Below are 13,173 nucleotides of genomic sequence, written 5' to 3' on the forward strand. Positions count from 1 at the left end.
AGGCTGTCGACGACATAAGTGTCGTTGCCCACGCCGCCGTACAGCGTATCGGTCCCCTGCCCGCCATCGAGCCGGTCGTCGCCGGCATAGCCATAGAGATTGTCATTGCCGCTGCCGCCGGTCAGCGTGTTCACGCCATTATTGCCCTGGATCAGATGCGAGAACGCATTGCCGGTGAGATTAAGCGCGACGGTCGCATTGGCGTCCGATGCCGACAGCCGCTCGACCTGGGCTGCCGCCGTCAGCGTGTAGCTGACCGTCGCCAGCACGGTATCGGCGGTGCCTTCATTGGCATTCTCGACGATCACATCGCCGGCGTTGCGGACATAATAGACGTCGTTGCCCGCGCCACCCTGCAGCGTGTCGCCGCCGCCGCCGCCATCGAGCTGGTTGCTGCCGGCATTGCCGGTGATCACGTTCTGGCCGGCATTGCCATAACCGTTGATATTGCCGGTGCCGGTGAGCACCAGGGTCTCGACATTGGCGCCGAGCGTATAGCTCAGCGACGACCGTACCGTGTCGGTGCCCTCGCCGGCATTCTCGACGATCTGCACGCCGGCATTGTCGATAATGTAGGTGTCGTCGCCGGCACCGCCGTAGAGCGTGTCGGCCCCGCCGCCGCCGCCGTTGAGGATGTTCGCCGCCACATTCCCGCGGATGACATTGTCGCCCGCATTGCCGGTGCCATTGATCGCCGCCGTGCCCGTCAGCGTCAGATTCTCGACATTGGCCACTGTCGACAGGTCGAAGCTGATCGATGCCTCGACCGTATCGGTGCCTTCCCCGGCATTCTCGACGATCGTATCGCCAAGGCTGTCGATCACATAGGTGTCGTTGCCGGTGCCGCCATACAGCGTGTCGGTCCCTGCTCCGCCATAGAGCCGGTCGTCACCGCCATAGCCGTACAGGTTGTCATTGCCGGTGCCGCCGGTCAGCACGTTCATGCCGGCATTGCCCTGGATCAGGTGCGAATACGCATTGCCCGTCAGGTTGATCGCCGTCGTCAGATTGGCATCGGCCGCGGCAAGCCGCTCGACCTGCGCATCGGCGCCCAGCGTGTAGCTGACCGATGCCAACGCGGTGTCGCTGGTTCCTTCGCCCGTTCCCTCGACGATCACGTCGCCGGCATTGCGGACGTAATAGACGTCGTTGCCCGCACCGCCCTTCAGCGTGTCGCCACCACCGCCGCCATCCAGCACGTTGCTGCCGGCATTGCCGGTAATCGTGTTCTGGCCGGCATTGCCGTAGCCGTTGATATTGGCCGTGCCCGTCAGCACCAGATTCTCGACATTCGCGCCGAGCGTGAAGCTCACCGATGAGCGAACCGTATCGGTGCCTTCATTGGCATTCTCGATCACCTGAACGCCCGTGTTGTTGACGATATACGTATCGTCACCCGCCCCACCGTACAGCGTGTCGGCACCGCCACCGCCATCCAGCGTATTAGCGGCAGCATTGCCACGGATCACGTTGGCGTTGGCATCACCCGTACCATTGATCGCGGCCGTCCCGGTCAAGGTCAGGTTTTCGATATTGGCGAACGAGCTCAGCGACGTCGTGATCGCACTTTCGACCGTATCGTTGCCCTCGCCGGGCTTCTCCACGATCGTATCCGTGCCGTCCCAGACATAGGTATCGTCGCCCAGACCGCCGATCAGCGTGTCTGCCGCGGCCCCACCGTCGAGACGATCGTTGCCGCCCAGCCCGTACAGCGTGTTCACGCCATCGTTGCCGATCAGCACATTGTCGCCGGCATTGCCGAAGAGCGTCACGCCGCTCGACCCCGACAGGATTCCGCGCTCGACATTGTCGGCCAGAACGAACCCGACCGAGCCGATTTCGGTATCATAGCCTTCGCCGGCATTTTCGTGGACGGCATCGTTGGCGTTATCGACATAATAGGTGTCGTCGCCGAGCCCGCCGGTCATGTCGTCGACGTTCGCGCCGCCGTCGAGCACGTCATTGCCCTTGCCGCCGACCAGCGTGTCGAACCCGCCCCCGCCATACAGCGTGTCGTTGCCGTCGCCGCCGGTCACGGTGTCGTTGAGATCGGTGCCGTAGATCGTATCGTTACCGATATTGCCGTTGATCGTGAGCCCGCCATCACCCGGCAGGCCGAGCGAGTAGACCGCGTTGAACATGGTATCGACCGGCGCCAGATTGATGATGTTGTTGTACAGCGGGGTGGCGAGGACGTGCCCGGTGATCGTCCCGCCATCGGTGAGCGTCACCGTCGTCCCGGTCAATGCGCCCAACTGCACGAACTGCGCGCCCGTCATTTTGACGCTGCCGCCCGACAGCTCGCTGAAGCCGGTAACGGTCGAGGTGGACAGATCGACCTGAGACGAGGCGGTGATCAACAGCCGTCCGCCATCGACGCCCGCATCATAGGTCTCGCCCGCGACAGCATCGCCGTCGCCGATCTGGATGATGTCGAACCCCGCACCGCCGTGGATGATGTCGCGTCCGGCGCCACCGATGATCGTGTCGTTGCCCGCGCCGCCATCGATCGTATCGTTGCCCGCGCCGCCGTTCAGGGTGTTGTCCGCCGCGTTGCCGTTGATGACGTTGTCGAGCGCATTGCCGGTACCGTCGATCGCTGCCGTTCCGGTGAGCGTCAGGTTCTCGACATTGTCGGGGAGAGCATAGGTGATCGAGGACTCGACGGTGTCGTTTCCTTCGTTGGGGTTCTCGATCACCTGATCGCCGGGATCGTCGACGACGTATGTGTCGTCCCCTTTGCCGCCCACCATATGGTCGGCGCCCGACCCGCCGTCGAGACGATCGTTGCCGTCCCCGCCATCAAGCTGATCCGTGCCAGCATGGCCGTACAATTTGTCGTTCCCACCCACGCCATAGAGCGTGTCGTCGCCGGTGCCGCCGACGAGCGACTGGCTGGCGATCGTGCCGGTTCGCGTGACAGGCGAGGTCGCTTCGAGACCGTAATAAGTGTAGACCTTGCCGTCGTAATAGCCGCCGCCCGCCGCCGCGCGCGCGCCTGAACCAAAATCCGCCAAGCCGTCGCCATTGATGTCGCCGAGACCGGCGATGGCGCGATAGAACAAATCATCGCTGCCATTGGTACCGGTCTCGCCGCTTTGTACCGATACCCCGCCATAGGTGGCGAGGTTTACCGGTCCAAAGGTCGCCGACCCTGGAACGATGTAGACGATACCGCTGCCATTCTGCTGGATTCCGCTAACCAGGATGTCGTCGAACCCGTCGCCGTTCAGGTCGCCCGCGCCGGCAATAAACTTCTCGTTGCCGCCAGTGTAGACAAAGGTGATCTTAACGCCCTGATCGGGTGTCAGCGCGGCGAGATTGACCGGACCGAATCCCGACGCCTTTCCAAACAGGACATAATCGCCATTGTTCGTGGTCACCGCCATGTCGGCATAGCCGTCGCCATTGATATCGCCGAGGCCCGCAATCGAATTGCCGGTATAATCGCTGCCGGTGCCGGTAATCACGAATCCCTGGCTGGTTGGCGCGCTTCCCAACGTCTGGGACGCGAAGGTGCCAGCATGTCCAAAGTACACGTAAACGTTGCCGGCACCGTTATTCTCGGCCAACGCGCCGATGGCGAAATCATTATAGCCGTCGCCGTTGATGTCGCCCAAGGCGGCGGACGACCAGCCGGCATAACCGCCGTTCTGCGTGCCGCTGAAGACTGCCCCCTGGCTCGCCGACATCGAAGTTACGTTGAGACTTCCGATCCCGTTCGCCGTACCATAAATGAGATATGCGGCACCGGTCTGCACGCCACCGACAGTTTGCGTCGCCGCGCCAACCAGGATGTCGTCATATCCATCGCCATTGACGTCACCCAACCCAGAGACCGACGATCCCAACTGCCCCCGGTACATGGCCATGCTGTTGGATAGGGTGGAGCCTTGGGTCGGCGCCAGATTGCCGAGATCGAGATTGACCGATGTGGCGGCGCCGTAGACGATGTAGGCTCGCCCATTCAGGACGTCGTAACCGCGGGTATATTGCGCGCCGATCAGGATATCATCATATCCATCGTGGTTGAGATCGCCGGCGGCCGTTGCGGTCATGTCCGGCCCACCCTGCAGATCCGCCGGAGCGAGAATGAGATAGCCCTGGCTCGCCGTCAGGTGGTTGAGATCGATGGGACCGATGCCGCCGATTTTCCCGTAAATGACATAGGTGCCGCCACGGGATGCATTCGTCGCATCGCCTAAAGCAGCGGTGAACAGAAAATCGTCGATCCCATCGCCATTGACGTCCCCGGCCGCCGACATTTTCTGGCCGATCTGGGCATAGTCGTAAGGGCCTGTGATCGTGGTCGGAGCACTGATGTCCAGCGGCTCTGCGGCTTGATTGGTCGGCACGCGTCACTCCCCATTTTTATTTACCGAATTAGGGAGAGCGTAGCATTTTACAAACGATTGCCAAGATGACTTGGCATGGGTTTGGTAACATTTTGGGCCACGAAGGTCCGATCTGGACCAACGCAGCCAGCATCGACCAAGGCGAACGGGTCATATACTACGCGATTGCGAGATTTTCGGGACCGACTGAAGATGAGAGACCATTGGCTAGAAAGCCGATGCTCTCTCTTGCATCTCCAATATTGAGGCCGATCTGGCCGCATCAATGCTTGAACAGCGTCTCCGCCGTATGCACCACCGGAGCCGCCTCGCCCTCACCCTCGGTCGCAGCAGCTTCGGCATCGCGCACGGCCTGGTCGCGCTCGGCGCGGAGCTGTTCGATCAGTGCTTCACGATCACCCTCGAGCCTCGTGTCGACCGGCGCTTCGATGCCGTGCGCCTTGGCCGCCTTGGTCACCGCGGCGTCGAGCTCGCGCTGGGTGGTGAGACCGAGCGTCACCGGATCCTTAGGGGTGATGTTGGCGATGTTCCAATGCGTGCGGTCGCGGATCGCCGCGATCGTCGTGCGCGTGGTGCCGATCAAATTGGAGATCTGGCCGTCCGAGATTTCCGGATGGTTGCGGATGATCCAGGCGATGCCGTCGGGCTTGTCCTGGCGCTTCGACACCGGCGTGTAGCGCGGGCCCTTGGTGCGCCGGATCTGGTCCGGGCCCTTCGACATCTTGAGGACGTAGTTAGGGTCCTTCTGGCCCTTGTCGATCTCGTCCTGGGTCAGCTCATGCGCGCGCACCGGATCGCGGCCGGTCAGCTTGGTCGCGGCGGTGTCGTCGGCGATCGCCTGGATTTCCAGGATGTGCAGGCCGCAGAATTCGGCGATCTGCTCGAAGCTGAGCGAGGTATTGTCGACCAGCCAGGAAGCGGTCGCATGGGGCATGAGCGGCTGAGCCACGAAATTCTCCGTCAGAAATAAATAGGGCCGCCCCTCGCGGAGCGGCCTGTCGTTGCAACGGACTTAATCCGATTGGCCGCGCGGGGCAAGCGTTACGCCGCCAGCGCCTCGTCCCCGCCGACCGGGACCAGCGCATGGAGGAACTGATACGCGCTCTTGGCCCAGGTGAAACCCTGGCCATAGGCACGGCACGCCGCGCGGTCGCGAGTCAGCGCCTCGGCGATCGCCTGGTCGAGATCGTCGTGCATCGCGCCGGTCTCGGGGGTCAGAACGTCGACCGGGCCCGTCACCGGATAAGCGGCCACCGGGGTGCCGCAGGCAAGCGCTTCGATCATCACCAGCCCAAACGTGTCGGTCTTGCTGGGGAAGACAAAGACGTCGGCGGCGGCATAAGCGGCGGCGAGATCGGCGCCGAATTTAGGTCCGAGGAAATGCGCGTCGGAATATTTGGCCTTGAGCGAGGCGAGCGCCGGACCGTCGCCGACAATCACTTTCGACCCCGGATGCGTCGCGGTCAGGAACGCTTCGATATTCTTCTCGATCGCGACGCGACCGACATAGAGCTGGATCGGCCCCTTGCCGTCCTGCGCCAGCGCGCGGATCGCGGGATCGGGCACCGGATCGCCGAAGGTCGACAGGTCGACGCCGCGCCCCCAATGGCGGATCTGGGTCAGACCATGCGCCTTGAGCGTATCGGCGATCGACGCCGTCGAGGCGAGGATCGACTGCGCGGGCGAATGGAACCAGCGGATATAGCGCCACACCCATTCGGGATTCACGCCGGTACGCGCCGCGACATAATCGGGAAATTGCGTGTGATAGGCGGTGGTGAAGGGGAAGTCGCGTGCCAGGCACCAGCGCCGCGCGGCGAGGCAGACCGGCCCCTCGGTCGCGAGATGGATCGCCTGCGGGCTGAACTCCTCCAGCATGCGGCCGACCGAGCCGGTCGACGCGAAGGCCAGCCGGATTTCCGGATAGGTCGGGCACGGCATCGAATAGAATAGATCTGGCGATACGATCAGCACGTCATGGCCCTGGCGCACCAGTTCGTCGCGCACCGACTGCAAGGTGCGCACGACACCGTTGACCTGCGGGCTCCAGGCATCGGTGACGATCGCGATCCGCACGTTCGTCAGGCCGCCGCTAGCGTCAAGCAGGGGGTTGTCCCCTGTCTTCCTTCGATCTCGTCGGCCCAGTGCAACACCTCCATCCGACCATCGAAATGCTCGACCAATGCGGTGCAGCCTTCGACCCAATCGCCGTCGTTATAATACTGAACGCCGTGGATTTCACGATATTCCGCAGTGTGGATGTGACCGCATACGACACCGTCTACTCCGCGATGCGCCGCGGCCTGTGCGACGACGTCTTCATATTGCGAGATGAACTCGACTGCGTTCTTGACCTTAGCCTTGGCATGTTTCGACAGCGACCAATAGGGCAGGTTCCAGAAGCGCCGCCAGCGATTGACCAGCCGGTTGAGCGCCATCATCGCCTCGTACGCCGCGTCGCCGACATGCGCGAGCCAGCGGTGGGAGAGCGTGATCGCGTCGAATTCGTCGCCATGCAGCACCAACAACCGACGCCCGTCGGCGGTTTCATGGATCGCGTTCCGTCGAATCGCGACCCCGCCGAAATCGAGCCCGCAGAACTGGCGCACGACCTCGTCATGGTTGCCGGGGATGTAGATCACCTCGGCGCCGCGCTTGGCGCGCTTGAGCAACCGCCACACCACGTCGTTATGCGCGGCGGGCCAGTAGAATTTCTTCTTGAGCCGCCAGCCGTCGATAATGTCGCCGACCAGATACATTTTCTCGCTGTCGACATGATCGAGAAAGTCGATCAGCATCTCGGCATTACAGCCCTTCGTCCCCAAATGGACGTCGCTGATCCAGATGGTCCGGTACTGACGACGGCTATGCGTCGCCCGTTCCGGAATAGCGGGCTTCGAATTCGCGAAGTCCGACAGGTCGGCGATACTGCCGCCCTGTAACAATTTCGTCATTTCATTCATGCGTCACAAGCCCCGACGGATGACGTTGCCGGGCCTATGACGAAGTTTTGTTACAAACAGAATCGCAATGACTTGAAAAAATGCCAGCGGATCAGCGAGCTTTCGACAATATTGGCATGGCGAGCGAAATGACGAGGGTCGACAGGATCATCACCAGGATGGTCGCTGACACATGGTCGTCGATGATCGCCGCAAGCCAGACCTCCAGGCCGATCAGCAGGGCCGAGATCGGCAGTAGCGCCGCGGCGCGGACAAAAGCGCGTTTCACCAGGCTCGTCATGGGGAGATGGTCCTTGTTTCTGGCTGGCCCTGTTGCCCCGCTGGTCTCGATCACCGGCTGGCGCGCCGGGGAGGTCGGGTCGCGCAAGCCGGCCGGGCCGCCCCTTCCGGCTTGCGGATTGGGAGTCTGAGGGACGGCCGCAGGCGAAATCAGAAGTTCTGGCGAATCCCCAGCATGGCCGACAGCGACCGCAGCTTCGGTTGGTAGCTGGTGGCGGCGCCGTCGCTCTGACCGGCGAATTTGAGACCGCTGGTCTGCGTGTAACGCCCGCCTAGTTCGACTGTCGTCTTGCGGGCGACGCGCACGCCGATGCCGGCGTCGGCATGCCATTGCAGGCCCCAATCCTTGCCCGAATAGCTGCTGCCGGTGCCGGTCGCGTTATCCACATGCGATAAATTGGCGTCGACGCGCGCCGCGCCGATCCCGGCACCCAGATAAGGCGTGATCATCCGACCCATGGGGATGTCGACATAGCCCGAGACGCCGACCGTAAAGGTGCGGGTGCGGCCCGACGCGGCAAATCCGCCCCGTTGGGCATCCTGCACGTTGAGGCTGTTGCTGGTATAACCCGCCGTCTGCTCGATCCGGAACATGCCGAAATCATAGCCGCCGCCGAGTTCGCCGGTGACACCGGTCTTGTATTTGGTCTTCTCGTCGAAGGTCGACCCGGCGGGAGCGCTGTCGGGATCGAGCTTGCTTTGCGGGCTGATCGAGGCACCCACGCGCGCAACGCCGTAAAAGCCCTTATTGTCGTCTTCCTGCGCATGGGCGGACGTGGCGGCGGTCAGCGCCGCGGCGCCGAGCAGGGTATAGCCAAGGATGGTACGAATCATGCGAAGCCTTTCAGCAAATGCCGGCCACAGCGACCGGCGTCGGAAGGGCTGATGGCGGTGCTGGATGAAGCCTTGTCGTGGGATCGATGGAGGATCGATGGAGGTCGATCTCCATCGATCCTCCATGTCTCGCGACGAAAGAGGGAAGCATGACCAACCATATTCTCCTCGCTGAGGATGAACGGGAGATCGCCGAGTTGCTGGCCGCCTATCTCGAACGCGGCGGCTTCGAGGTGGCGCGCGCGAGCAATGTCCAGGAAGCGATCCGCGCGCATGCCCAATTGCATCCCGATCTCGTGCTGCTCGACATCGGCCTGCCCGGTGGCGACGGACTCGAAGCGCTGGTCGCCATCCGTCGCCGCATGGACACGCCGATCATCATGGTGACCGCGCTCGACGACGAGGTGACGAAGCTCTCTTCGCTGCGAATGGGCGCTGACGATTATGTCACCAAGCCGTTCAACCCTTCCGAAGTCGTCGAGCGCGTCCGTGCGGTCCTGCGCCGGGTGCAAGGGGCACTCGGGCGACAGACGCTGTCGGTCGGCAAGCTGGTGATCGAACTCGATGCGCGCGTGGTGAGCTGTCGCAACGACAAGGATGCGACGCTCGCGCGGATCGCGCTGACGCCGACCGAGTTCGAAATCCTGGCGCACATGGCGAAGCAGCCGCGGCGCGCCTTCTCGCGCAGCGAACTCCTCGACGCCGCCTCGCCCGACAGCGATGCCTATGATCGCGTCGTCGACAGCCATTTGTCGAAATTACGTCAGAAACTGGCAGCGGCCGGCTGCGCGCAGATGATCGAGCCGGTGCGCGGATTGGGATATCGACTATGGCCCGAATCCTGAACCGTATCGTCACGCGGATGCTACTACTGGCAGCAGCGATGACCGTGATCACGATGGTCGTCGGCCTGGCTGCCTACCGCACCTCGCTTTATTACCAGTTCGACCTGGCTACCAGACACATGCCGCCCGCGGCACGCGCCGAATTGAGTGTGCTGGCCGCGAAGCATCAGCGCAACAGCGACCGCTATTTCCAGCTCTACGAACGGTATGGCGGCGACGTTCTCGACCTTACCGACCTGAGGTTCATCCTGGCCATCGGCACGGTATCGGTGATCGTCGGCGGTGCGGTGGCGATGATCTTCGCGCGCCGCATCAGCCGGCCGATCACCGCGGTTGCGCAAGCCGCCGCCCAGGTTTCGGCGGGCAACCGGTCGATCCGCGTGATCAAGGGTACGACCTCGGGCGAAACCGGCGAACTGGTCGACAGCTTCAACAAGATGGCGGCCGATATCGAGGCGTACGAACGCGAGCGGACCGTGCTTACCGCCGGTATCGCGCATGAATTGCGCACGCCGCTCACTATTCTGAAGGGACGCCTGCACGGTCTGAGCGACGGCGTCATCGATCCGGCAACGGGCGAAGCGGACCGGTTGCTGCGCCAGGTCGAACACCTTTCGCACATCGTGGAGGACCTGCGGACGCTCGCCCATGCCGATGCCGGCGAGCTTGCCCTCGATCGGCGGCAGATCGATCTCGAAGCGGTGTTGCGCGCGGCGGTCGTGGATCTGCGGCCCTCGGCGGCGGAACGCGGCGTGTCGTTGGTCGAATCCTACGAGGCCGTGCGGATCTGGGGCGATCCGGTCCGCCTGACCCAGGTGTTCACCAACATCCTCACCAACGCGATCAAACATGCGCCCGATCGAAGCCGGGTGGACGTCCGCCTGACAATGTCGGGCGGATTCGCCGTCGCCAGCGTGATCGACGAAGGACGCGGGTTTCAGCCAGAGGACGGGCCGCTTTTATTCACGCCGTTCTGGCGAGCGGGAGCGGACCGCCGTGCCGGACGGCCAGGAAGCGGCATCGGCCTCACGCTCGCCGCGAAACTTGCCGAGGCGCATGGTGGCTGGATCGTCCCCGACAATCGCGCCGACCGTTCGGGCGCGTGTTTCTCGGTATGGCTACCTACCGGATCGCCGGCGTCTTCCGACTAAGCCAGATCAGTCGGTGATGGCGATATGCCCCGGCAATGCGGCAACTCGTTCAATCCAGGTCTGGACTGCCGGATAACGGTGCAGCTCGAACCCACCCTCTTCGCAGACATGGGTATAAGCATAGAGCGCGATGTCGGCGAGGCTGAAGCGGCCGCCGGCAAGGAAAGGCGTCTGCGCCAGATGCTCGTCCATCAGGGTTAGCGCGGCATCCCCCGCCGCGCGCTTGACCGGCAATTGGGCGCGCTGGAGGTCAGTCAGATTGTCTTCCCCGATCAGGGTCATCCAGAATCGGATCGTAGCGATGTTGGGCTCGTGATTATATTGCTCCCAGAACATCCAGCGCAGCATGTCGGCGCGGTCGAAGCGATCGGCCGGGATCAGCGCCGATCCGTCGGCAAGGTAGAAGCATGCCGCGCTGCTTTCGGGCAGGAAGTCATCGCCGACCTGGAGCACCGGAATGCGGCCATTGGCGTTGACTCCCGACAGGAACGCGTCGGACCGCGTCTCACCTTTCATGATGTCATATTCGCGCCGGTCGAGCTTGAGCCCGAGATGCGCCGCGGTCAGCCGGATCTTGTAGCAATTTCCGGACGCCGAATATTCGTGCAGGATCAGATTGGCCATCGCGCTCCCCCTCTGGCTAGCAGCTGCGAGAAAAAGCGCGAGCCGACGCCCAAGTCCAACCAAAAACGTCCGCGTGGTGATCAGCCGGGCTTATATGATTCCCAGCGCCGCGCGACGGCGTTCGCGCCGACGGTAGTGCAGCCAGCCCCAGACGCCGCCGAGCAGCAGCGGCACCCAGCCCCAGAAATGCGCCCAGAACGGGAAAATCCAGCCGCTGCCGACATCGGACGCGGTTTCCTTGCGCAACAGGTCGAGTCCCTCGGAACCGATCGGTGCGGCGAGCAGAAAGGAACCGTCGCTGTCCCAATCGTCGAAATAGAGCACGTAGCCTGCCTCCTTATAGGCGAAGAACGGCATGCCGAACGCATCGACCTCACGCGCCGAATAGCCGACGCGCACCGGCGGTCGCGAAGAATCGGGAGCAGCCGTCAGGAAGCGGGCGATCGCCCGCGCGGCGTTGAGCGCATTGGGGCGCTTCAGCTTGGGAATCATGTACGTCGCGTTCGAGATATAGGTAGCGTAGCGATCGCGATCGGCCTTGGGCGGCAACGGCGCGACATCGGCGACGACCGGACGATTGACGAATCCGATCGGCCGGTCGGATACGAATTGCGCGCCGATGAAGATCAGGAGCGCCCCTACCAGCAACGCGTCATGCCAGATCGACCGCGGCTCCTGCGGCACGCTGGGGTCATCCCAATCGCCCATCTATTCCCCCTTTTTCGTCCTATCCGATTTCAAGGACGATCTTGCCCACATGATTGCCCGATTCCATCAACCGGTGCGCGTCGGGCGCCCGATCGAACGCGAACACGGTGTCGATCACCGGCTTCAACTCGCCCGCCTCGACATGCGGCCACACCGTGCGGGCGAGCTCGTCGGCGACCGCGGTCTTGAATGCCACCGAACGCGGGCGCAGCGTCGATCCGGTCAGCGTCAGCCGGCGGCGCATGATCTCGAAGATCGGGACCGTCGCCTGTCCGCCGCCCTGCACCGCGATCGAGACGTGGCGGCCGTCATCGCCAAGGCATTGCATGTTGCGCGGGACATAGTCGCCGCCGACCATATCGAGCACCACCGCGACCCCCTTGCCGCCGGTGATCGCCTTCACCCGCTCGACGAAATCCTCGGTCTTGTAATTGATCGCATGGTCGGCGCCGACCGCCTTGGCCGCCGCGCATTTCTCGTCCGATCCGGCGGTGACGATCACTTCCACGCCGAACAGATTGCACAATCGGATCGCCATCGTGCCGATGCCGCTGGTCCCACCATGGACCAGGACGGTGTCACCCTCGGCCGCGTAACCGCGCTCGAACAAATTGGTCCACACGGTGAACAGCGTTTCGGGCATCGCCGCGGCTTCGATCATGGTCAGCGCCTCCGGCACCGGGAGGCATTGGCCATAAGGCGCGACGGCATATTGGGCATAGCCGCCGCCGGCGATCAGCGCACAGACCGGCTGGCCGACCAGGTCGCGCTCCACGCCGGCGCCGATCGCGACGATCGTGCCGGCGACTTCCAGACCCGGGATCGACGGCGCGCCCGGCGGCGGCGGATAGGCACCCATCCGTTGCAGCACTTCGGGTCGGTTGATTCCGGCGGCGGCGACGCGGATCAATACCTCACCCTCGCCGGGCGTCGGTACCGGACGCTCGACGATCCGCAGCACCTCGGGTCCGCCAGGTTGTTCCGGATCGATCGCGCGCATCACGGTCGGTATCGCGTCCATTCGCACCCCTTCGTCGGAAACCTGCTCGGGTTATTGACATCGCCCGGCCCAGGGTCAACGTTCACGGTCATGGATTCCGAAGAGAATCTTCCGCGCCCTGGCGACGCGATCGCGCTCCTGGTCAAACAGGACCTCGATCCACTGTCGGTGACCGAGCTCGAGGAGCGGATCGCTCTCCTCGAAGGCGAAATCGCCCGCGTCAAAAAACATATGCAACGCGCCGTTAACCATCGGGCAAGCGCTGACTCGCTATTCAAGCGATGAGCGCGAATCGCATCTTCGCGCCGGCCAGGCTTTTTTCGGGAATTGGCCGACCTGACGATGCGAAGAATGGCCGGCGCTTGATGCGGGGCCCTCCCGTCCCGACATTAGGGAAAAGGGCCGTGCGTCCAT

At 63.3% G+C, this 13,173-nt stretch carries 12 protein-coding genes; 3 read left to right on the forward strand and 9 right to left on the reverse strand.

What is annotated here, in order from left to right; all coding sequences use genetic code 11:
• The 6 genes from AC1DQQ_RS22005 to AC1DQQ_RS22030 all read right to left on the reverse strand — a co-directional run.
• A partial coding sequence (locus tag AC1DQQ_RS22005) for a beta strand repeat-containing protein (RefSeq protein WP_478046791.1) occupies positions 1-4,355 on the reverse strand: 4,355 nt, incomplete at its 3' end.
• A gap of 262 nt (positions 4,356-4,617) precedes the next feature.
• Entirely contained in the window at positions 4,618-5,304 is a 687-nt protein-coding gene (locus tag AC1DQQ_RS22010) for a DUF1013 domain-containing protein (RefSeq protein ID WP_478029888.1), read from the reverse strand.
• Between the two features lie 92 nt (positions 5,305-5,396).
• Positions 5,397-6,431 carry a glycosyltransferase family 4 protein gene (locus tag AC1DQQ_RS22015; protein ID WP_478046792.1) on the reverse strand — a complete coding sequence of 345 codons (1,035 nt, stop codon included), beginning with the start codon at positions 6,429-6,431 and terminating at the stop codon, positions 5,397-5,399.
• A gap of 5 nt (positions 6,432-6,436) precedes the next feature.
• Positions 6,437-7,318 (reverse strand): UDP-2,3-diacylglucosamine diphosphatase, encoded by an 882-nt coding sequence (locus AC1DQQ_RS22020; RefSeq protein ID WP_478029886.1) that lies wholly within the window; start codon positions 7,316-7,318, stop codon positions 6,437-6,439.
• A 91-nt stretch (positions 7,319-7,409) separates the two neighbouring features.
• Entirely contained in the window at positions 7,410-7,598 is a 189-nt protein-coding gene (locus AC1DQQ_RS22025; RefSeq protein ID WP_478029885.1) for a hypothetical protein, read from the reverse strand.
• A gap of 149 nt (positions 7,599-7,747) precedes the next feature.
• Positions 7,748-8,431, reverse strand: coding sequence for an outer membrane protein (locus tag AC1DQQ_RS22030; protein WP_478029884.1), 684 nt, complete (start codon positions 8,429-8,431; stop codon positions 7,748-7,750).
• 149 nt (positions 8,432-8,580) lie between these two features.
• On the opposite strand from AC1DQQ_RS22030, the gene AC1DQQ_RS22035 reads away from it, so the two are divergent.
• The gene (locus tag AC1DQQ_RS22035; RefSeq protein WP_478046793.1) at positions 8,581-9,276 is read left to right on the forward strand and encodes a response regulator; all 696 of its coding nucleotides are present in this window, start codon (positions 8,581-8,583) and stop codon (positions 9,274-9,276) included.
• Entirely contained in the window at positions 9,261-10,427 is a 1,167-nt protein-coding gene (locus AC1DQQ_RS22040) for a sensor histidine kinase (RefSeq protein WP_478029882.1), read from the forward strand. The genes AC1DQQ_RS22035 and AC1DQQ_RS22040 overlap by 16 nt, the downstream gene beginning before the upstream one ends.
• 6 nt (positions 10,428-10,433) lie before the next feature.
• Here the strand turns inward: AC1DQQ_RS22040 and AC1DQQ_RS22045 are convergent, their stop codons facing one another.
• From AC1DQQ_RS22045 to AC1DQQ_RS22055, 3 genes are all read right to left on the reverse strand, one after another.
• Positions 10,434-11,051 carry a glutathione S-transferase family protein gene (locus AC1DQQ_RS22045; RefSeq protein ID WP_478029881.1) on the reverse strand — a complete coding sequence of 206 codons (618 nt, stop codon included), beginning with the start codon at positions 11,049-11,051 and terminating at the stop codon, positions 10,434-10,436.
• A gap of 90 nt (positions 11,052-11,141) precedes the next feature.
• Positions 11,142-11,759: a hypothetical protein gene (locus AC1DQQ_RS22050; RefSeq protein WP_478029880.1), complete on the reverse strand. Its 618-nt coding sequence runs from the start codon at positions 11,757-11,759 to the stop codon at positions 11,142-11,144.
• A gap of 19 nt (positions 11,760-11,778) precedes the next feature.
• Entirely contained in the window at positions 11,779-12,780 is a 1,002-nt protein-coding gene (locus AC1DQQ_RS22055; protein WP_478046794.1) for an NAD(P)H-quinone oxidoreductase, read from the reverse strand.
• Positions 12,781-12,849: 69 nt separating this feature from the next.
• Between AC1DQQ_RS22055 and AC1DQQ_RS22060 the strand changes: the two genes are divergently transcribed.
• On the forward strand, positions 12,850-13,044 hold the full coding sequence (locus tag AC1DQQ_RS22060; protein ID WP_478046795.1) for a DUF1192 domain-containing protein: 195 nt from the start codon (positions 12,850-12,852) through the stop codon (positions 13,042-13,044).
• Positions 13,045-13,173: the final 129 nt, after the last annotated feature.

The organism is Sphingomonas sp. P4_G3 (assembly GCF_056401105.1).